Consider the following 21003-nt stretch of genomic DNA (forward strand, 5'->3'; position numbering starts at 1 on the left):
AATCTCAATAACTTTCTTGAAGTAATACAGTATTTAAGAATTATAATAGAGTCCAAACTGCTCATGTATTTGCTTACTATATACTGTAGTTAAAAAACATATAAAAATTGGCACAAATACACCAAGAAAAACGTACCAACTTACTACTTGAAAAAGCAAGATTGGCATATACTTTTCTAGTACTAGACTTACACTTAGGCTACCAACTTTTACCAAATTGTATACTATAAAGAAAAAAGGGTAATTATAAACAACAAACAACAAAGCTCTTCCTAAAGCATTAATCCATTCTTTGATACTCATACGCGAGTCCATTAAAAACAAAAGAGAAAATACATAAAAAGGCGCTATGCCATTGCTAAGACCAGTTATAAAAAAAATACCTGAGACTAACCACTGCGGCACTACGGTTGTTACTAGTACAAACATAGCGTCTAATACTAGAGTTAAAGCAAGAGCAGGTAAAATATATATCAAACGCTTTGTAAAATAACTACTCTTTTTATATTCTACAGAAGCTCTAGTAGCAGCCACTAAGAGTACAGTAATATAACAACAATAAGCGAGAAGCACAGCAATTGGTTGCCAAATAGGAGTGTTTTTTATCACTACTACCAAAGGCACTACTAAAAACGATATTACTAGTGCGGCTGTAACACTACTTGGCAGCAAGCGTACTGTATCTAGAAGCAAACTAACAGACTTCAAGCTAACTAACAATAAAGGCTTAAGATTAACAGGCAAAAGCAGCTTAAGCGACTCAATCCATGCATTTTTCAGTTCATTAAGCTTGATTGCAACCTGCATACTCGTTCCTTTAACTTTAATTTCTTAATTATTTACAGTATACTAGAATATTTAGTACTGTAATAGTAGCTAACACATTTCTAGATATATACAATTATCTGTATTAATGTATAGAGATAGAGTATAACAGGATAAAATATATGTTAATAAATTTAAATAATGTCGTAGAAAAATACTATCAATTTTGGACACGACTTGCTGATACAAAAAGCAAAGTTCGCATATTGCCCATCGATTTCAATACATCGTGGACCCGCATCATATGGATACAAAAAAAATATTTTCTAGGCGCTTTCTTTTGTGAAACTCTTATTCAAATATTTTATACGCTCGTTCCTCTTTTTATAGGAGCTATAATTGAGCAACAACGCTTTAGTTTGTTTGTTTATTTAACAGGCGCTTGGCTTCTTGCTATAGTAGGAGAATTTGCAGGCATATATTGTTCTATACTCTTACAAATGCAGTGTATTAATAGTATTCAATATAATGCATACCAATTTTTCTTATGTGTTGATCCGCTCTATCATACACTCAGATCAAGCGGCAAGCTCTTTGCAAAAATTGAGCGTGGCGCACGTGCTTATGAAGACTTTTTAGACCTCTTCATGCTCGATTTAGTACCTACTGTTATGAGCATTTTCACCGTTATTGCTTCATTTTTATGGATTGATGTTAGATTAGGCCTGTTATGTTTTATACTGTTATTAGTTATAGCAGTAGCTAATATAACTCTCAGCTTACTTACTGGAGCAGCTTTTGAAAAAAAACTTATTGATGCTGATGATTCAGTTAAAGCTTTAAGCGTTGAAAGCTTAACTCAAGTACAATTAGTAAGGTCTGCTTTTGCTACCAACGAAATAGCACGCAAAGCATACAATAAAAACAATAAGCTTATGTTTACCGAAAGCACTGCTTGGGTAGCTTCATCAGCAAGTACTCTTATTACACGTATACTCTACCTAGGAAGCATTTTTATTTTAGGTACAGCAGTTATTAAAGCTATACTGAGCGGGACTGTAAGCACCCTTATAGGCACCACTATACTACTTGCTTATATTAGAGGCACTTACGAAATTATTAAAATTGGGCGACGTTTACGCAAACTTTTAAAATCAGTTACTCGCATTTCAGATCTCTTTTTATTTGTAAGAACTTTTGGAAAACAATCGTTCCCCGTACTTTCAAATCAACTTTCCAAACAAGCTCTACACGAAGTTGAAGAAAAGATTGATAGCCCAACTATCACTATAAGTATCACCAATCTTGATTTTGAATATAATACTAAAGCTAAAATATTTGAAAGTCATCATTTGTCTCTTGAGGCACCAGCTACAAAAACAAATAAACTGTATGGTATTATAGGACCTTCAGGTATGGGTAAAACTACCCTGCTTTCTATAATAGGTGGCCAACTCAAGCCATCAAAAGGGTCCATTACAATAAACGGCATAGATGTCTATTCTATAGATGACTCACTACGAAAACGTCTTGTTGCCATTCAAGGCCAAATAGCTAGTAGTCTTAGTGGTACCTTAAGAAGTAACCTATTACTTGGTCTACCTCATGACAAACAAGTATATACTGATAAAGAGATGGTTCAAACTCTTAAAGAAGTTGGTTTATGGTCTATTTTCGAAGAAAAAGATGGTCTTAATACGTTAATAGGTGAAAGTGGCCTGACTATATCCGGTGGCCAACGCCAAAGACTTAATTTTGCAGGTCTTTATTTACGTGCTATGTATTATAACCCACGCGTGATTTTAATAGATGAGCCTACTAGTAGCTTAGATGAGATCAGTGAAAAAGCTATTACCACAATGATAAGCCATTTGGCACAGCATGCTATAACACTCGTTATAGCTCACCGAATAAAAACAATCGAAAATGCTATAGGAATAATGGACTTCTCTTTATTAAGCGAAGATAAAGACATCAAGTTTTATAACTTAGTAGATCTTGAAAAGAAATCATTGTATTACCGTAGACTTATACAAGGTCATATTAAACTAGATATTTAAGCATAAAAAATGGCGAGAATAAATCTCGCCATTTTATCGTACTTTTTGATCTTGTCAATTAAGAACGGTTACCTCTAAAAGGAGTGCTTCTTCTAGCAGAGTTAAAACGGCTATCACGACCGCCTGCTGGACGTTCTTCACGTTCACGAGCTTCGTTAACAACCAATTTTCTACCGTCTAATTCACGGCCATTAAGTGCAGAGATAGCTTGTTCAGCTTCTTCTGTTGATGGCATTTCAAGAAAACCAAAACCACGTAGTTCGCCTGTAAGTCTATCTTTAATAATTTTTACAGAGTGTACTTGTCCAAATTGCTCAAATGTCTTTTTTAATGACTCTTCGCTTGTTGAACGTGATAAGTTTCCTACGTAAATATTCATAATTTGTTACCCTTGCGGTAATATAAAACTGATAATTAATACAAATGTATGTTTTAACATTATTCTTTATGATATCTACCTGTTATATGATACCGCTTCACATAACGATGTATAAACCAAAATACTAAAACATTAATTACAGTATAATCTTTTATAATTATTAAAGCAACCGATTTTAACGATGTCGCAAAACGTTACGTTGAGGACACAGCGGCAAAAGAATACACGTTGAACATAAAGGAGATACAGGAACACATATATTTTGACCCCACATAACCAGAAGATAGTTTAGTTGTATCCACTGACTACGGGGTATAATACGCTTGAGTTGCTCTTCTGTTTGTTCAGGAGTGCTTGTACATACAAGACCTAAACGATTAGAAACCTGATGTACATGAGTATCAACACAAATTGCCGGAATACCAAAAGCTTCGCCTAAGACTAGGTTAGCAGTTTTTCTTCCTACGCCTTTAATGGATAAAAGCTCCTGCTCAGTGGCAGGAACTTGACCATTAAAACGTTCGATAATCTCTTTCGTGACATCTTGGATAACTTGAGTTTTTTTACGATAAAAGCCTAAGGGCCTTAAAATAGCTTGTAATTCTTGGGACGATACTAAAAGCAGCTCGTGCGGTGTTATCGCACGAGCAAACAGTTGTTTGCAAATACCAAAGGTGATGGTGTCCCGTGCTCTTAGGCTTAAAAGGCAGGCTATTAAAATAACAAAAGGATCTTTGCCGTATATATCAATAAGAAGTGATATCATAGGCTTGAGCATTCCTTTGGTAGCCTGCTCTAGTAAAGCTATTATTTTTTGGGCGCGAACTTCTAATTCTACCCCATTAGTTGACATATAGACTAACTATCATTAATCTACTCATATTATAATTTAGCTTGGCTTACCATAAGGTGGGCCAAAAGGACCTACTTGAAGTTTAGAAAGATCTTGAGAACCACTTTTATTGCTTTCTAAATTATAGCCTCCTAAAATGTTCTTTTTTTCACTAACTATTGTAGCAAAGGGCATACTAAAAGCTATAAAAATTAAACATAAAGCATTTGCAATAAACCTATTTATGTGGTTATTAGTCATATTGGACCTCTTCTAAAAAAGACATAAAAATTTAATACTTAAAAAATAGTATAACTCCTATAATAGAAAATATCAATCAAGATGCATTATATAAGTGAACTTATTAACCTTATCTTAGGCAACACTGCCTGCTTATTACTTGCTAAATTTTTTGCATTTTTGTGTAAGATTTATTTTATTACAACCTTATCATTATCAAGCCTTAGGTCAAACAATTCTAAAAAATTGTTTAAGTTACTTATGGTTTTTCTTATATGCATAATTTTAAGCGATGCAAGCTGGATTTTGAATCTTTATAGAAAAATGCTCCTTGCGGACCAAGAAGTAAAATTTATTACTTTTACAACTAGACTAACATGGGCTTCATTTATAACTCAATATTACACACTTGGGCTATTTTTAGAACACTTAGTGGAAAAAAAACTTAGCTTTAAACTACGAAATACTCTTTTCTTACTTATAAACTTAGGTATTTCGACAGGCTTTTTATATTTAGCTTTTTTCAAGTATGGAGTCCCATCAAATAGTCAAGAAACTTTAGAATTTGAAAAAACCTTAGTATTTAATGTTTATATAGTTATTACGTGCTGGTTTCTACCAGTAATGTATCAAACTTACAAAAAAATGTATTTGGTACAATTGCCTAAAATACTTAAAAAGCAATTACAATTTTTTATAGGATTTTTAATTCTACCGCACTTGTTTTTAGACATTATTACTACCAATATCTTCTTTGTTCCTTGGCTTTCGGCTCTACTGCCATTCAGTCAAGAAGTTCTACTTAATCTTTCTACTTTTTTAGAAAGTTATACTATATATCACTGTTATAAAAGCATATTGAGATTGAGATTCTTAAACTTTAGTAACCATGTTGTAGAACGAGCACCTTTTAATTTTATAAATGATTTTAAAGATATACTAGAGCAACTCAGCCATGTTACAGCATTAAAAGAGCTGGCTCACATTACTCAAAACTTTTTTACTGCTGCGTTTACTATACCTGCAGGGCGCACACGCTTGTATGTAAGAAAAACAGAGCTAGACTCTAAAGATGATACGCATTACGACTTAGCATTAATTACAACTAAAGTTGAAAACTTTCTTGCTAATCATGATCTAATGACCTCTCCAGCAGGAGCTCTCTTGCGTCAATCTAAAATATTTATTAAAGATGAGCTTGAGTTTACCAACTTTTATGAGGAACAATCTGCTCTGTCTAAAATTATTGATTTTTTAGACTCTATTAACGCAGATGTATTTTTACCTATCTACGAACGACAAGCCATTACCGCTTATATTATAGTGGAACGACATGCACGAGCAGGGAAGCTTTATAACAACGTAGAACGTGACGAAATGCTTGTGTTTACCAGCTATTTAAGCAATATTATAAACATACTTAAGCATAGTAATTTAGAAGCTTTGCTCCACAAAGAAAAAGAGCTTGAAGAAGAACTCTATCACAAGCATCAAGAGATCAATCAGTACAAAGAAAGTATTAAATCGTTTTTAAGAACCAATAAAGACAGAAAAATTGGCATAGTATTTTATAAAAATCGCCGTTTTACTTTTGCAAACCAAGCAGCTCAAGAGCTTATTGAAATTGATGTCAATACACAAGAAGGGCATCCTATTGCTCAATCATTTAGGCAACTTGCACGTAATGTACAACAATATAAGTCAAGTCAGACACTCTTTTGTCGTGATTTACATAACAATAAGCTTATTTTATCAGGAATACCCAGCCTTGAGCTTAATACCGTAATAATTATGGTCTACTATCCTGAAATATCAGATATTATCAAAACTCAGTTTGAATTTCTGAAAGATCCTTCTGCTTGGGATTATTTGTTGTACCTTGAAACTACTCAATCAGGACAACTTATAAATCAACTTATTCCTGGCAATGGTGAAATGCTTCTTAATTTTAAAATTAACCTGTTATCTACATCATTAAGCCGAAAAGCTACGTTACTTGAGATGGCAGAGGATGATTTACTTCCTACGGTTGAGATACTGCATCATATTAGTTTACGGCCAACACTGCATATATTAAAATTAACAATACCAGAAAAAAATGATGAAGTTGCTCTTAAAGTTTTTGGCATTAACCCATTACTTGATAAAAATGAGCCTGAAGCTTTACTTCAAAAATTAGACACTATAGGAACACTTTTTATACAAAATATACATTTGTTAAGCTTGGAAACTCAAAACTATTTAGCTGAATTTATCTCCTACGGTTACTATCATAAACTACGTAGCGACCATAAATTTTTTAGCAATGTTCGCATTATTTGCTCTACAACTAAAAATCTGCAAACATTAGTAACTGAAGGCCTTTTTTCTAAAACGCTCTTTAATGAACTTAAAAAGACTTCTTTGAGTATGCCTTCACTTACAACATTACCTGACACTGAAATCAATCAGCTTACCTCTGGTTTTACTGAACAAGCATTAAAAACGCAGACATTTAAAAATTTGCTTGAACTAAGCGATAAAGATAAAGACAAGCTTCTTGATCAAAGACCTGGAAGCTTACAAGAGCTTAAAACTAAAATACACCAAGTACTTGTTCATAAGTCAACTAAACATAAGATACATGATACCACAGAATTTGATCGCGCTTATCATGTAACAGACCCCGAGCTTGCGCAAGCTATACGGATGGGTAAAAAAGCTCTTAAAGACCCTCAAACAATGCAAATGTTGTGGAATAAGTTTAAAAACCAAAACAAAATTGCTACGCTTTTAGGAGTCAACAGATCTTCTGTAAATCGACGCTACCAAGAATATAAATTTGATGAATAACAACAGGTAGTTGGTCAAAAATAATGTAACTTGTATAATTTGGTTTTTTTGCCATAAAAGCCTAAGGGCCTTAAAATAGCTTGTAATTCTTGGGACGATACTAATAGCAGCTCGTGCGGTGTTCTCGCACGAGCAAACAGTTGTTTGCAAATACCAAAGGTGCTGGTGTCCCGTGCTCTTAGGCTTAAAAGGCAGGCTATTAAAATGATAAAAGGATCTTTGCCGTATATATCAATAAGACGTGATATCATGGGCTTGAGCATTCCTTTAGTAGCCTGCTCTAATAAAGCTATTATTTTTTGGGCGCGAACTTCTAATTCTACCCAATTAGTTGACATATAGACTAACTATCATTAATCTACTCATACACTATTACTATTGGTGTATTAGTAAGGTGGTGTTGGTGGATGAATTGCAAGTTTTGCTGTGTTTTGAGTAGATTCTATAGCCTTAGTTAAATAAGAAAATAAGCCGCAGGCATTAGCATTACTTGTAACAATCAAAGGTACACTTAAAGCTATAACAAGTGTGTACACACCATTTGCAATAAACCTATTTATATGGGTATTATTAGTCATATTGGACCTCTTAAGAAAATGTAAAAAAAAACTGATACTTAACAACAGTATAACCTCGACAATAGAAAATATCAATCAATTATGTGGAATATAAGTAACCTTATTAATATCATTTTGGGAAGTGCTGCATGTTTATTGATTGCCAAAATATTTGCATTTTTATGTAAAATTTACTTCCTCACAGCCCTGTCTTTATCAAGCATTCGCTCTAATGGTTCTAAAAAATTATTTACTCTCCTTATAGTTTTTCTTACTTGTATAATCTTGGGTGATATAGGCTGGATATTGACACTTTCGCGCAAAATTTTTGCCGGGAGCCATGAGATTAAAATTATTACTTTCATTGCTCGTATGGCATGGGCACTATTTATAACTCAATATCAGGCTCTTGGTCTATTTTTAGAACATTTGATTGAAAAAAAAGTTACCTTTAAGCCTCAAAATATTATATTTTCTCTTGTTAACTTTTGTATTTCTTTTTGTTTTCTTTATTTAGCTCTTTTTAAATATTATGTACCTTCAGGTAGCATTGAAACACTGGAATTTGAAAAAACACTCGTACGCATTTCTTATATAGTTATTATATGTTGGTTTTTGCCAGTAATGTATCAAACTTATAAAAAGATGTATTGGCTAAGATTGCCTAAAATACTCAAAAAACAGTTACAGTTTTTTATAGGTTTTTTAATTATCCCTCATTTATTTTTAGAAATTATCACTAGTGACCTCTTTCCCTGGATTTCAGCTTTATTGCCTATAAACCAAGATACACTTCTTAATCTATCAACTATATTAGAAAGTTATGCTATATACCATTGCTGCAAAAGCATAATACGATTAAGATTCTTAAACTTTAGTAACCATGTTGTAGAACGAGCACCTTTTAATTTTATAAATGATTTTAAAGATATACTAGAGCAACTCAGCCATGTTACAGCATTAAAAGAGCTGGCTCACATTACTCAAAACTTTTTTACTGCTGCGTTTACTATACCTGCAGGGCGCACACGCTTGTATGTAAGAAAAACAGAGCTAGACTCTAAAGATGATACGCATTACGACTTAGCATTAATTACAACTAAAGTTGAAAACTTTCTTGCTAATCATGATCTAATGACCTCTCCAGCAGGAGCTCTCTTGCGTCAATCTAAAATATTTATTAAAGATGAGCTTGAGTTTACCAACTTTTATGAGGAACAATCTGCTCTGTCTAAAATTATTGATTTTTTAGACTCTATTAACGCAGATGTATTTTTACCTATCTACGAACGACAAGCCATTACCGCTTATATTATAGTGGAACGACATGCACGAGCAGGGAAGCTTTATAACAACGTAGAACGTGACGAAATGCTTGTGTTTACCAGCTATTTAAGCAATATTATAAACATACTTAAGCATAGTAATTTAGAAGCTTTGCTCCACAAAGAAAAAGAGCTTGAAGAAGAACTCTATCACAAGCATCAAGAGATCAATCAGTACAAAGAAAGTATTAAATCGTTTTTAAGAACCAATAAAGACAGAAAAATTGGCATAGTATTTTATAAAAATCGCCGTTTTACTTTTGCAAACCAAGCAGCTCAAGAGCTTATTGAAATTGATGTCAATACACAAGAAGGGCATCCTATTGCTCAATCATTTAGGCAACTTGCACGTAATGTACAACAATATAAGTCAAGTCAGACACTCTTTTGTCGTGATTTACATAACAATAAGCTTATTTTATCAGGAATACCCAGCCTTGAGCTTAATACCGTAATAATTATGGTCTACTATCCTGAAATATCAGATATTATCAAAACTCAGTTTGAATTTCTGAAAGATCCTTCTGCTTGGGATTATTTGTTGTACCTTGAAACTACTCAATCAGGACAACTTATAAATCAACTTATTCCTGGCAATGGTGAAATGCTTCTTAATTTTAAAATTAACCTGTTATCTACATCATTAAGCCGAAAAGCTACGTTACTTGAGATGGCAGAGGATGATTTACTTCCTACGGTTGAGATACTGCATCATATTAGTTTACGGCCAACACTGCATATATTAAAATTAACAATACCAGAAAAAAATGATGAAGTTGCTCTTAAAGTTTTTGGCATTAACCCATTACTTGATAAAAATGAGCCTGAAGCTTTACTTCAAAAATTAGACACTATAGGAACACTTTTTATACAAAATATACATTTGTTAAGCTTGGAAACTCAAAACTATTTAGCTGAATTTATCTCCTACGGTTACTATCATAAACTACGTAGCGACCATAAATTTTTTAGCAATGTTCGCATTATTTGCTCTACAACTAAAAATCTGCAAACATTAGTAACTGAAGGCCTTTTTTCTAAAACGCTCTTTAATGAACTTAAAAAGACTTCTTTGAGTATGCCTTCACTTACAACATTACCTGACACTGAAATCAATCAGCTTACCTCTGGTTTTACTGAACAAGCATTAAAAACGCAGACATTTAAAAATTTGCTTGAACTAAGCGATAAAGATAAAGACAAGCTTCTTGATCAAAGACCTGGAAGCTTACAAGAGCTTAAAACTAAAATACACCAAGTACTTGTTCATAAGTCAACTAAACATAAGATACATGATACCACAGAATTTGATCGCGCTTATCATGTAACAGACCCCGAGCTTGCGCAAGCTATACGGATGGGTAAAAAAGCTCTTAAAGACCCTCAAACAATGCAAATGTTGTGGAATAAGTTTAAAAACCAAAACAAAATTGCTACGCTTTTAGGAGTCAACAGATCTTCTGTAAATCGACGCTACCAAGAATATAAATTTGATGAATAATAATAGGCTATGAACAGACAAGAATTTATTTTAAAACAAGAAGAATTTTTACATTACCTCAAGCATGAGAAAAAGCTGAGTGATAACACTCATCGTTCTTATCAAAACGATTTAAACAAACTTGTGGCATTCTGGACTACTAGTGAAGAACAGGGCCCAGTAAGCTTAACTCTTGCTCTGGTTTTAGAACAATATATTAACTCACTTTATAGAGCAGCAAGTGCCATACAATCTATTGCACGCAAAGTATCATGCTTTAATTCACTTAAAAAGTTTTTAAAAAAACAGCAGATACCTTTATCAGTAAACCTTAAAAGGCCTTTAGTTAAGCTGAAAGACCCTCTCATTGTACCAGTATCTGAAATTTTTCATCTTATGGACCTTGTTCATACTGAAGAGCTTCCTACAAAGCAGCCACTACGCGATAAAGCTATACTTGAACTTTTGTATGCAACGGGTATCCGTTGCTCAGAAATAGTACAAATAGAGCTCCGATCAATAGACTTTACCAACAGAGCCATTGTAATACGGGCCCGCAGAAAAAAAGAACGCGTCGTGCTGTTTGGTTCTCGTGCACTTGAACGTATCACTCAGTATTTGCAAAGTGAGCGTCCTGAGCCTAAAAGTAGCTATGAGCGGCTTTTTTTAAATCAGCGAAACAATCCTATTTCTGTAAGGTCAGTACAACATATTTGTGTTATGTTTAGACAATGCATGAAAGAAAAATATGATCTTACTCCTCATGTGTTACGCCATTCATTTGCCACTCATATGCTTACTAATGGCGCAGATGTTGATACATTACAAGAGCTATTAGGGCATAAAGCACGTATAAGCACTGAACGATATTTAAACAAGATTACCAAGTAGCTATGGATATTTTTGCTCGTTCATTAACCCCACGCTTACCATTAGTAGTTATCTGTGTATGCAGTGCTCTTTTTTTGATAGTAGGTTATTTGTTCCACTTACAAGTTAACTTAATGCCTAATTTTCTTCATTTAGGTAAAAAAAACTTTTTGCGTAGTGAAAGAATAGCGTCACCACGCGGCAATATTATAGATAAGAATGGAAATCTTCTGGCTACAAATAGGCCGGTAACAGGTATTTATTGGCAAGGCACAGGCAATAAATATCTAAGTTCTGAGCAAAAAAAAAGTATAGAAGAGTTACAAAATAGAGGTATTTCTACTTCTGAATTTGAAAAAACACTTGCTTACGCAGAAAAAAAAGCACAACTTCTGTGCTTAGTACATGATGCCTCTTTTGAGCAATTAAGTCGCGTTATAGAAAAGTTTCCTTGTCACGCTAATATAATCGTAGATACTCATTTTAAACGCCATTATCCTTACAAATCAATTGCAAGTCACCTGGTTGGTTATTTATCTAATCCCGGCATAAATGCTAACGGCTGTATGGGCCTTGAGCATCTTTTTGATGAAGCATTAAAAGGAGAACCTGGACAACGTTTAAATACTATTAATTCAGTTGGTTGCCATTTAGAGTCTCAAGAGTTAAAAAAAGCTTTAGCTGGAACAACTATTGAAACTACACTCGATTTACGATTACAACTTATTGCAGAAGAGCTGTTTCCTGCAGATAGCACAGGAACGTTTATTGTACTTGATCCACAAACAGGCGGTCTTGAGGCTTTAGTATCTAGGCCAGATTTTGACCCGAATATATTTTTAGGGCAACTTGGAGGGGAGCAATGGCATGCACTGCAAGAAAAAAAGTGTTTTATAAACAGAGCTTTTAACGCATGTTATCCGCCAGCATCGATTTTTAAACTTGTTACGTTAAGTGCTGCTCTTGAAACAAAAATCATTGATCAGACTACTTCTTGGTATTGTAATGGACATACAACCTTTGCCGGTCGTGATTACCATTGCGCTCGCAAAGAAGGCCACGGTAGTATAAATACGCCACTAGCACTTGCTAAATCATGCAATATACCTTTTTTTGATATAGCTAAAAAAATCAAAATAGATACGTTAGCCGACTACGCACAGCGTCTAGGCTTAGGTATCAAAACAGCAGTTTTATTTCCTGAACGCTCAGGGCTTATACCAACCTGCCAATGGAAACGCACAGTAAAGAAAGAGCCTTGGTGGCCCGGAGAAACGCTTTCAGCTGCCATAGGACAAAGTTATACCTTAGTTACCCCCTTACAAGTTGCGTGCATGGTATCAGCTTTTTGTGAGGGATATTTAGTACGTCCGCGTATTTTAATGGTAGAACCTGTGGTAAAGCAACCGTTACAGTTACAAAAAGAAACAATACAATTTGTTAAAAAATGTATGCATGAAGTGATAACATTAGGGAGTGCTAAAATTTTAGCTCGGCTTAAAAACTTTACTCTCTATGGAAAATCCGGTACTGCTCAGACAAGTGATCTATCAAAGCGTAATCTAGGAAAACAATTTGTAGAACACGGTTGGTTTGCGGCATGCTTTAATTATAAAAACCACAAACCGCTTACGTTAGTTATTTTAATTGAAAATGCAGGCTCTTCTCAAGTGGCCATAGGGATTGCCTATGAGTTTTTTAAACGATATGAAGAATTAGTAGAAACAAAAATAAGCGAAACATGAAAACCAGTTTCGCTTATAATGCATAAAAAAACAAAGCTATCTACAAGAGAATTTATACAGCAGGTTGAGCAGCTTGTGATTTATTGAATTTTTTTGTTAAACGGCTTAGTTTACGAGCAGCCGTATTACGATGAAGCACATGTTTACTTTTAGCACGTGCTAATTTTGCTGCAACATCTCTTAACAAAGTTTCTGTAAGAGCTACATCTTTATTTTGTTCTATGGAAGCATGCACTTTTTTAAGAGCAGTCTTAATAGCAGTACGACGCGCTAAATTGCGCATTCTGCATTTTTCGTTTTGTTTAGCTTGTTTTTGGGCTGATTTTGTATTTGCCATTCTCGTTACTCACTTATAGTTAAATTACTTTTTGTACCTTTTGTGCTTTAACACATTTAGTACATACTTTGCCAGCGTGTACTTTTCTATCGCTAGAACAGGTTAAAGTAAAACGCATTTTATGTACGTTAGGATAAACCCATCTTTTTGTTTTGTTGTTTGCGTGACTTACGTTGTTAGCCACTTGCGGTCTCTTGCCGCACACAGCGCATATACGAGACATAAATAAAAATCCTTTCTAACGATATTCAAAAATTACCAGTATACTATATATTATAGTTTACTATAATTAGTTTTTTTTTCAAATTCATCTACCCAAGCTGTTTTTGCAGCTGGCTTATATCTTAGATTATTGTAATCTAAAACTTGCTCGTGCTGGTATATCAAGTAACTCATAAATCTCATCAGCATAGAGTGTTTCTTTTTCAAGCAACATTTCAGCTAACTTATATAACTTATCTTTATTATCAGCAAGAAGTACAAGCACTTTATCATAACACTCTTGCATAATAGAACGTATTTCGTGGTCAATAAGACGAGCGGTTTCTTCCGAGTAACCATACGGTCCTTGCGGCGTATAGGCAACTAAACCAAGAGTTTTAGACATACCATAAAAGCGAACCATCTGTTGAGCAATCTCCGTAGCTCGTGCAAAGTCACTTGAAGCACCTGTGGCTAACTTATTAAACACAAGCTCTTCAGCTGCTCTACCACCTAAAGCTGCCATGATATCTCCTACCATTTCAACTTTTGACATACTGTGCTTATCTCGCTCAGGTAAAAAGTGAGTTACTCCTAAGGCACGACCTCGTGGCACAATAGTTACTTTATGTAGGGGATCACACTCTTCATGCAATAACAACCGCACAAGGGTATGACCAGCTTCATGGTAAGCAGTAATTTTACGTTCTTCATCAGTAAAAGTACGTGTCTTCATTTCTTTACCAAGCATCATTTTGTCACGAGCTTCGTCTATATCTTTAAGATATACTTTATCTTGATTATGCTTGGAGGCATTGATTGCTGCTTCATTAATTAAATTAGCTAAATCAGCACCAGAAAAGCCTGGTGTGCAACGTGCTAGATGATTAAAATTAATAGTAGTATCCATTTTAACATCTTGAGCATGAACACGCAAAATCTCTTCACGACTTACTAAGTCTGGAAATGGAATTTCTACACGACGGTCAAATCGTCCAGGACGCAATAACGCTTTATCAAGCACATCAGCTCTATTAGTTGCAGCTATTACTATAACAGAAGCAGGAATTCCTGTTCCTGTATCAAAACCATCCATCTCGGTAAGTAACTGATTTAACGTTTGTTCACGTTCATCATGCCCACCACCTTGACCAGAACCACGCTGACGCCCTACAGCATCAATTTCATCTATAAATATAATGCTTGGTGCATTTTTGCGCGCTTGAGCAAATAAATCGCGTACGCGCCCTGCTCCAACACCTACAAACACTTCAATAAAATCTGAACCACTTACACTAAAAAAGGGACAGTTCGCTTCTCCAGCAACAGCCTTAGCAAGAAGTGTTTTACCATTACCTGGTTCACCTACTAATAACACTCCACGAGTAAGTTTAGCACCTAAACGCTTGTATTTCTCAGGATTTTTAAGGTAATCTACCACATCATATAATTCTTCTTTGGCTTCTTTAGCGCCAGCAACAGAATCGAAGGTCACTTTAATCTGCGCAGGGTTAAACAATTTAGCTTTACTTTTACTTATACTAAAAATGTTATTGCCATTAGAACCATTAGCACCACGCGCTTGCTTGAAGAAAAACCAGACAAGCATAATAGTTGAACCAAGCATAGCAAGCAATAAAATATTCCAAATGCCAAAATCAGCCGATGGATAAGCGCCTGTTACATCTACTTTATGATCCTTAAGCAGAGAATTCCATAATTTTGCATTATGAGGAACTACCGTAGCAAAATGGGTTCTTATTTCTTTTCCTGTAGGACTTTTTTCAGTTACAATACCCTGTACTTCGTTGCCTGTTACTGTAAGGGAACTTATTTGATCAAGTTCAACCTTTTTTACAAATTCAGAATAAGACAACTTTTTGTTAAAATGGGTATTTTCGATAAATTGAGCCAACAGCATAAGAACGCCAAGCCCAACAAGCGTAATTACAACTAAGTTACCTGGCCCGTTTTTTAAATTTTTTATATTCATTTTTTTCATAATACAACTCACTTGTATAGTATACTTATTCGACTGTTCTGACAGCTAGAACATGGTAGATTAAGATGATTTTTTATAGAGAACCGAAAAGAAAAGCGACAGCAAAGCTATCGCCATTCCTTTAGTATACAATAGAATACTATTTTTGTCGAACACAAAAATAACTGGTATCTCTTAGCTTGGAAAAACGGTATACCGTGGCGACCAAGCCGGATAAGCACAGTATTCCTGCACCGGTGTAATAAAGTTCTTTTGCCGCGTTGCTACATGTAAAGTTGCTATGCGGCTTAGTGCATTATCTTGATAGCAAAAGACTAAATACTGGCCACAAGGTGACCATGAACAATCAATTTTATTACCTTTATCGAAAGTAACTTGTTCATGCTTTTTAGTTTTTATAGAATAGACAAAAAGCTGCATTATACCGTTAACTTTTTTAGAATAAGCTACTTTATCAGTATATGACGAGTAAGCCGGCCCAACACAATACCCATCTTTAGTTAGTAACTCACTTTCTCCTGTGTCGTTGTGATAATAACATATTTGAGGGCCACGCGCCTGCGCATTCCCTTGACGAATCTTTTTAGCATCAGAACAAAAAATAATATCACCGTTAGCAAGCAATGTTGGTGAACTATTTTTACCATCATTTTTTATAAGACACGTGTGAGCGCTTTTTTTGTTTTTTCTATTAAAACTATAATGCCAGATATCTCCTGAGCGGCAATAAATAGCTTTGTCACTTTCAGGAGCCAGAGATATTCCTACACAAGTACCCGTAAGATCAAGTACCACTTTTTTTGGTTGATGAGGCGTTATACCTATTAATCTTACGTTAAAACGCGTAAACTCTGAGCAAAAAAGGCGAGCAATATCTGGATCATTATGCCAATAGAGCCCTACATAGGTGCCAGGTAATGAAAGTAATTCTGCTTCATGGCTACCATCAGCATCACACATATACACAGTATTTGCCATTTTGCCATGCATACGCTGCTTGCGTTTAGTATAAGCAATTTTGGTGCCAAAAGAACCTTGCTGTTGAGTAAGCTCAGGCCAAAGTTCGTCTGCTACCGCGTAAGCCCAACCACGCACAAGATTGCCCTGCTTTAGTGCTTCTTTGCCTTTAATCATAGTTGCGTCAAGAGTATCATAAAGTCGCCATTGAATAGCTTGACCACCAGGAGCAGCGTTAATAAAAACAGCAAGACTATACCCCTTAGTCGAAAGAGCTTTAATGTCTTGTGTTTTTGACAACTGTCCAAATTCTTCAATTAAAACTGAAAACTGCTTGCTCCTCTCTAGAGCTTTTTTAAGTTCCTGGGCAACCTGTGCAAGCTCTTGCGTAGGGTTGATTACTCCCAGCAATAGTTTCATTGCACTTTTTTTATTTGTCTTTAAATCACTTACTGAAAAAGTAAGCGTAAGGTCATCTTGCGCCCTACAATTGTGTGGCACAGCTATGCCAAGACTTATTACCAGTAAAAAAATAGATATATAATTATGCATACTCATCTCGGGTTATTAACTTATAATTAATGTTATGCGTTTTCCGTGTACTTGTTTAGGAAAATTTACTTTAAGTATACAGCTTTTATAAGCTTGATATACAGCTCGTTGAGCATTTTTGGGGCCTTCAATAGTTTTAGCTTTGCCATCTGTGTGACCTACTTCTATAACCAACTTGATGCCTGTATACTCTTCAAAACCTGGTGGCATATCAATATAGTGCTGTATTTGAGTTACTATATCTTGCTGCCAACTGGAATATTGCCCTACCTCTCCTGAATCTCCAGAATCTATAAACAAGCTATACTCTTCTGGCACAAAAGCTACGCTACTATCAACGTGTGTACTATCTGGCATACTACTATGATTAGTATGATTAGCAAAATCTAGTTTGGAATCTACTTCAGGTTCTAGCTTAGACTCTACTAACAAAGCTTGAGACGGCTCTACAGGAACTACTTCAACACGCTCTGCTTTTACTGGCACTACATTCTTTTCAGGCTTTAACTCAGGTTGCTGTACACGTCTAAATTCAGAAAAAAGTGGCTTTTCTTGAGCTTTAGAGGCTTGAGGTTTTTGAGCACCTTCTGCTTTAGCTGCTTTTGTAGTTTGCATTACCGCTGCAGCACCGGTTTTAATTCCAGCTTTAGTTCCAGTTTTAATTAATGATGAAAACTCACGTTTAAATTCAGAAAACACTGGTTTTTGTTCTACTACAGTTGGTTTGTTTTTTACAGGTGCATTTGCTTTAACCAGTGACTCTCGTCGCTTTATATCTTGAGCACGAGGAGCTGGAGGTTTTTTTACACCCATTACTTGCGTAGCCCCTTTAATTGCTTTACCAGACACCTGATGTTGACTGCTTACTGTGTTCTTGCCAACAGCGCCAGCACTTTTTATTCCAGCATAAGCTGTTCTTGTAGCTCCAAAGCGAACAGGCCTGCTATGGCTGCCCTTTGGCATAAGCGTAATTGCTTCTTCAAGTAACTTATAGCTTCCTGCTTGAGTAATACTGAGTAAAATAATCCCATGCACTAGAACAGAAAAAACTATACTTCCGTATTTTGCCTGTTGTTCTTGATTAAGCTTTTTCAGTTGCCAAGACCACATCTTCCACTCCTGCCAGGTACTTAATTGCATCAACTACTTTCATTAAAGCACCATAAGAAATAGTTTCATCTGCATTAACAAATACACGCTGCTGGGTACCACCTAATTTTTGTTCCAAAGCTTGAACAAACTGTTGTGGATTTGTAAGCGTACCATTAATAAATACGTGCTCATCTTTATCAATATAGACCGTTACATCTTCTTTAGTTGCACCCGGAGACTCTTGTACATGGCCTTTAGGAAGCGATACTTTAACAGCATTATGCATCATAGGAGTTGCAACCATAAAAATAACAAGCAACACAAGTGCTGTATCAATTAACGGAGTAAGTGATATTTCCGGCGAATGGGGTAAACGTGACCTGCCTAAGCGTCCTTGGCGCATCATAAGCTCACTTCCATTGCTTTATCTTTAGACTTCATACTGTAAGCTACACTTGTATTTTCTTCGAGTGTAGTTACTTGGCGCAATATTAAACGGCAACTTTCAGTTAACTGCAGTACTTCAGTTTCAAGTATACGGACACGGTGTTGCAAATAATTAAACAACACTAAAGCAGGTATCGCTACAACTAAACCACTAAGCGTAGTAATAAGTGCTTCAGCAATACCGGGAGCAACAGCTGCAATATCAGCGCTTTTTTGCTGACCGATACCTATAAAAGCATGAATCAAGCCCCATACTGTGCCAAACAAACCTACAAGCGGTGCTGCTTGGTAACTAGTTGAAAAGACTGGCAGTAGAGCTTCTTCTTTTTGCAAAGTATCTTCTAACGTTTGATCAATATGAACCATTAGTATATTCCAGTCACTTTGCGTTAGTGTAGGCTTGGAGGTATCATATTTTTTAAGAGCCATTTTAAAGTCTAGCAAGTACTGGGCTATAAGATCGCCACCAAAAGTGTTTCGCACTGTTGCAGCACGCGCCAAAAGATCTTCTAAATTGTTAATATTACGTATAAGCGCACGCGCTTGCCGTACTTGCTGAATTTTAGCTTTTAAAACCATCCATTTATAGAGGGCTAAAGACCAACAGGCAAGTGACATGCCCAACATTGAAAGTAAAATTCCCTTACTTACTATGTCTGTTTGATTGATAAGTTCCCATAAAGCGTTATGCATTGCCATGGTATTCCTTTAGAGTAATATGTCTGCTTGTATCTACTTTTAACTATCTTAGCACTTTAAGCTTATAAAAACTAAAACAATATGAAAAGGCTTATTTACAAAATTTACAATCTTATCTACTTAAATAGCTTATAAGCACTTAACCTCTAGGCTAAGTATAAATTATTTCGATCTTAGAGAATACACCTCTGTTGAACAACCCTTGTTTTATTTGACATTTTGAAATAATTAATTAAAATTAAATATATAATTATAACAATTAAGTACTACAAAAAATCCAAGGTGGCTCATGTTTTTACCCTCTACACGCATACTTACTTTTGCATTAAGTCTTTTAACTATACCCAGCGCATTTGCCTGCCTAAGTGATCTGGCAGCAGTTAAATCTATTGAAACACTTTTATCACAAACACCTCAGCAACAAGCTGCTACTTTAAACATTTTACCTACAGGTCTGAGAGATATCCTTAAAACCGCTCTCATTACTAAAAATAAAGCATTACTTACACAAATGCTCACTTTAAAACCTAAACAGCTTATAGGCCATACAAACTCTGTAATGTCAGTAGCATTTAGCAAGGATGGCAAGTATGCTCTTACTGGATCATACGATAATACTGCACGCTTATGGAATCTAAATACACTGCAGTCTCAAGAGCTTATAGGCCATACAGGCTGGGTGACTTCAGTAGCATTTAGCAATGATGGCAAGCATGCTCTTACTGGGTCAAGAGATAAGACTGCACGCTTATGGAATCTAAATACACTCGAGTCTCAAGAACTTAAAGGCCATACACAACTAGTGACTTCAGTAGCATTTAGCCCTGATGGCAACTATGCTCTTACTGGAGCATGGGATGATACTGCACGCTTATGGAGTCTAAATACACTGGAATCTCAAGAGCTTAGAGGCCATACAGACTATGTAATGTCAGTAGCATTTAGCCCTGATGGCAAATATGCTCTTACTGGATCAGTGGATAAAACTGCACGCTTATGGAACATAGATACACTTGGGTTTCAAGAGCTTAGAGGGCATATAAGCCGCGTGGATTCAGTAGCATTGAGCCCTGATGGCAAGTATGCTCTTACTGGATCAGCAGATAAAACTGCACGCTTATGGAATGTAAATACACTCGAGTTTCAAGAGCTTAAAGGCCATATAGACAGCGTGACTTCAGTAGCATTTAGCCCTGATGGCAAGTATGCTCTTACTGGGTCATTTGATCATACTGCACGCTTATGGAATGTAAATACACTCGAGTCTCAACAGCTTAGAGGCCATACACAAAGCGTGACTTCAGTAGCATTTAGCCCTGATGGCAAATATGCTCTTACAGGATCAAGCGATACTACTGCACGCTTATGGAATGTAAAGACACTCGAGTCTCAAGAGCTTAAAGCCCATACAGGCTTCGAACTTTCAGTAGCATTTAGCCCTGATAGTAACTATGCTCTTACGGGATCATTGGATAATACTGCACGCTTATGGAATGTACCTTGCCTAGAAAAATTAACATTAGAACAATTGTTTTTTATGATGCAGTTTAGTCAATCTACTGTTAATTTAGATGGCCAAGATGAGCAGCACATGCTTGAATCTTTTGAGTCAGCCATAGGCCTATTACCTC

The 21003-nt window shown here is 35.6% G+C and carries 19 protein-coding genes; 6 read left to right on the forward strand and 13 right to left on the reverse strand.

Annotation, left to right across the window (positions count from 1 at the left end; genetic code table 11):
- Positions 1-33: 33 nt before the first annotated feature.
- Positions 34-807: a hypothetical protein gene (locus H0X48_02660; protein ID MBA3954193.1), complete on the reverse strand. Its 774-nt coding sequence runs from the start codon at positions 805-807 to the stop codon at positions 34-36.
- A gap of 140 nt (positions 808-947) precedes the next feature.
- On the opposite strand from H0X48_02660, the gene H0X48_02665 reads away from it, so the two are divergent.
- Positions 948-2825, forward strand: coding sequence for an ABC transporter ATP-binding protein (locus H0X48_02665; protein ID MBA3954194.1), 1878 nt, complete (start codon positions 948-950; stop codon positions 2823-2825).
- A gap of 58 nt (positions 2826-2883) precedes the next feature.
- On the opposite strand, the gene H0X48_02670 is transcribed toward H0X48_02665, so the two are convergent.
- The 3 genes from H0X48_02670 to H0X48_02680 form a co-directional block, all read right to left on the reverse strand.
- The gene (locus H0X48_02670; protein MBA3954195.1) at positions 2884-3204 is read right to left on the reverse strand and encodes an RNA-binding protein; all 321 of its coding nucleotides are present in this window, start codon (positions 3202-3204) and stop codon (positions 2884-2886) included.
- A gap of 175 nt (positions 3205-3379) precedes the next feature.
- Positions 3380-4057, reverse strand: coding sequence for an endonuclease III (locus tag H0X48_02675; GenBank protein ID MBA3954196.1), 678 nt, complete (start codon positions 4055-4057; stop codon positions 3380-3382).
- Positions 4058-4093: 36 nt separating this feature from the next.
- Positions 4094-4297, reverse strand: coding sequence for a hypothetical protein (locus H0X48_02680; protein ID MBA3954197.1), 204 nt, complete (start codon positions 4295-4297; stop codon positions 4094-4096).
- A gap of 411 nt (positions 4298-4708) precedes the next feature.
- On the opposite strand from H0X48_02680, the gene H0X48_02685 reads away from it, so the two are divergent.
- Positions 4709-7108, forward strand: a complete 2400-nt coding sequence (locus H0X48_02685; protein ID MBA3954198.1) for a sigma 54-interacting transcriptional regulator — start codon at positions 4709-4711, stop codon at positions 7106-7108.
- 14 nt (positions 7109-7122) lie between these two features.
- Here the strand turns inward: H0X48_02685 and H0X48_02690 are convergent, their stop codons facing one another.
- Both H0X48_02690 and H0X48_02695 read right to left on the reverse strand, forming a co-directional pair.
- On the reverse strand, positions 7123-7446 hold the full coding sequence (locus tag H0X48_02690; GenBank protein MBA3954199.1) for a hypothetical protein: 324 nt from the start codon (positions 7444-7446) through the stop codon (positions 7123-7125).
- Positions 7447-7494: 48 nt separating this feature from the next.
- Positions 7495-7686 (reverse strand): hypothetical protein, encoded by a 192-nt coding sequence (locus H0X48_02695; GenBank protein ID MBA3954200.1) that lies wholly within the window; start codon positions 7684-7686, stop codon positions 7495-7497.
- Positions 7687-7971: 285 nt separating this feature from the next.
- Here H0X48_02695 and H0X48_02700 point away from each other — a divergent pair, with 285 nt between their 5' ends.
- Genes H0X48_02700 through H0X48_02710 form a run of 3 tightly spaced genes read left to right on the forward strand, consistent with a single transcriptional unit; the run spans position 7972 to position 13085 of the window.
- Positions 7972-10491 carry a sigma 54-interacting transcriptional regulator gene (locus H0X48_02700; GenBank protein MBA3954201.1) on the forward strand — a complete coding sequence of 840 codons (2520 nt, stop codon included), beginning with the start codon at positions 7972-7974 and terminating at the stop codon, positions 10489-10491.
- A 9-nt stretch (positions 10492-10500) separates the two neighbouring features.
- Positions 10501-11361 carry a tyrosine-type recombinase/integrase gene (locus H0X48_02705; GenBank protein MBA3954202.1) on the forward strand — a complete coding sequence of 287 codons (861 nt, stop codon included), beginning with the start codon at positions 10501-10503 and terminating at the stop codon, positions 11359-11361.
- Positions 11362-11363: 2 nt separating this feature from the next.
- Complete coding sequence (locus tag H0X48_02710; protein MBA3954203.1) at positions 11364-13085, forward strand: hypothetical protein; 1722 nt, start codon at positions 11364-11366, stop codon at positions 13083-13085.
- Between the two features lie 52 nt (positions 13086-13137).
- Here H0X48_02710 and rpsT read toward each other — a convergent pair whose 3' ends face one another.
- From rpsT to H0X48_02745, 7 genes are all read right to left on the reverse strand, one after another.
- On the reverse strand, positions 13138-13422 hold the full coding sequence (rpsT, locus tag H0X48_02715; GenBank protein ID MBA3954204.1) for a 30S ribosomal protein S20: 285 nt from the start codon (positions 13420-13422) through the stop codon (positions 13138-13140).
- A 19-nt stretch (positions 13423-13441) separates the two neighbouring features.
- Positions 13442-13645: a 50S ribosomal protein L28 gene (locus H0X48_02720; protein MBA3954205.1), complete on the reverse strand. Its 204-nt coding sequence runs from the start codon at positions 13643-13645 to the stop codon at positions 13442-13444.
- A 126-nt stretch (positions 13646-13771) separates the two neighbouring features.
- Positions 13772-15625 (reverse strand): ATP-dependent metallopeptidase FtsH/Yme1/Tma family protein, encoded by a 1854-nt coding sequence (locus H0X48_02725; GenBank protein MBA3954206.1) that lies wholly within the window; start codon positions 15623-15625, stop codon positions 13772-13774.
- A 174-nt stretch (positions 15626-15799) separates the two neighbouring features.
- The gene (locus H0X48_02730; protein ID MBA3954207.1) at positions 15800-17134 is read right to left on the reverse strand and encodes a hypothetical protein; all 1335 of its coding nucleotides are present in this window, start codon (positions 17132-17134) and stop codon (positions 15800-15802) included.
- 15 nt (positions 17135-17149) lie between these two features.
- Positions 17150-18244, reverse strand: a complete 1095-nt coding sequence (locus H0X48_02735; GenBank protein MBA3954208.1) for a hypothetical protein — start codon at positions 18242-18244, stop codon at positions 17150-17152.
- Positions 18216-18632 carry a biopolymer transporter ExbD gene (locus H0X48_02740; protein MBA3954209.1) on the reverse strand — a complete coding sequence of 139 codons (417 nt, stop codon included), beginning with the start codon at positions 18630-18632 and terminating at the stop codon, positions 18216-18218. The genes H0X48_02735 and H0X48_02740 overlap by 29 nt, the downstream gene beginning before the upstream one ends.
- Positions 18629-19372, reverse strand: a complete 744-nt coding sequence (locus H0X48_02745; GenBank protein ID MBA3954210.1) for a MotA/TolQ/ExbB proton channel family protein — start codon at positions 19370-19372, stop codon at positions 18629-18631. The genes H0X48_02740 and H0X48_02745 overlap by 4 nt, the downstream gene beginning before the upstream one ends.
- Before the next feature lie 289 nt (positions 19373-19661).
- On the opposite strand from H0X48_02745, the gene H0X48_02750 reads away from it, so the two are divergent.
- On the forward strand, positions 19662-21003 hold a 1342-nt coding region (locus H0X48_02750; GenBank protein ID MBA3954211.1), incomplete at its 3' end, for a WD40 repeat domain-containing protein.

The organism is Candidatus Dependentiae bacterium (genome assembly GCA_013821315.1).
Taxonomy (GTDB): Bacteria; Babelota; Babeliae; order Babelales; family Babelaceae; genus JACDHA01.

Excerpts from the sequence above, each read along its gene's own strand:
- H0X48_02675 (MBA3954196.1), bottom strand. The coding sequence starts at position 4,057 with ATGTCAACTAATGGGGTAGAATTAGAAGTTCGCGCCCAAAAAATAATA.
- H0X48_02740 (MBA3954209.1), bottom strand. The coding sequence starts at position 18,632 with ATGATGCGCCAAGGACGCTTAGGCAGGTCACGTTTACCCCATTCGCCG.
- H0X48_02690 (MBA3954199.1), bottom strand. The coding sequence starts at position 7,446 with ATGTCAACTAATTGGGTAGAATTAGAAGTTCGCGCCCAAAAAATAATA.
- H0X48_02745 (MBA3954210.1), bottom strand. The coding sequence starts at position 19,372 with ATGGCAATGCATAACGCTTTATGGGAACTTATCAATCAAACAGACATA.
- H0X48_02680 (MBA3954197.1), bottom strand. The coding sequence starts at position 4,297 with ATGACTAATAACCACATAAATAGGTTTATTGCAAATGCTTTATGTTTA.
- H0X48_02735 (MBA3954208.1), bottom strand. The coding sequence starts at position 18,244 with ATGTGGTCTTGGCAACTGAAAAAGCTTAATCAAGAACAACAGGCAAAA.
- H0X48_02670 (MBA3954195.1), bottom strand. The coding sequence starts at position 3,204 with ATGAATATTTACGTAGGAAACTTATCACGTTCAACAAGCGAAGAGTCA.
- H0X48_02665 (MBA3954194.1), top strand. The coding sequence starts at position 948 with ATGTTAATAAATTTAAATAATGTCGTAGAAAAATACTATCAATTTTGG.
- H0X48_02695 (MBA3954200.1), bottom strand. The coding sequence starts at position 7,686 with ATGACTAATAATACCCATATAAATAGGTTTATTGCAAATGGTGTGTAC.
- H0X48_02725 (MBA3954206.1), bottom strand. The coding sequence starts at position 15,625 with ATGAAAAAAATGAATATAAAAAATTTAAAAAACGGGCCAGGTAACTTA.
- rpsT (MBA3954204.1), bottom strand. The coding sequence starts at position 13,422 with ATGGCAAATACAAAATCAGCCCAAAAACAAGCTAAACAAAACGAAAAA.
- H0X48_02705 (MBA3954202.1), top strand. The coding sequence starts at position 10,501 with ATGAACAGACAAGAATTTATTTTAAAACAAGAAGAATTTTTACATTAC.
- H0X48_02720 (MBA3954205.1), bottom strand. The coding sequence starts at position 13,645 with ATGTCTCGTATATGCGCTGTGTGCGGCAAGAGACCGCAAGTGGCTAAC.
- H0X48_02730 (MBA3954207.1), bottom strand. The coding sequence starts at position 17,134 with ATGCATAATTATATATCTATTTTTTTACTGGTAATAAGTCTTGGCATA.
- H0X48_02710 (MBA3954203.1), top strand. The coding sequence starts at position 11,364 with ATGGATATTTTTGCTCGTTCATTAACCCCACGCTTACCATTAGTAGTT.
- H0X48_02660 (MBA3954193.1), bottom strand. The coding sequence starts at position 807 with ATGCAGGTTGCAATCAAGCTTAATGAACTGAAAAATGCATGGATTGAG.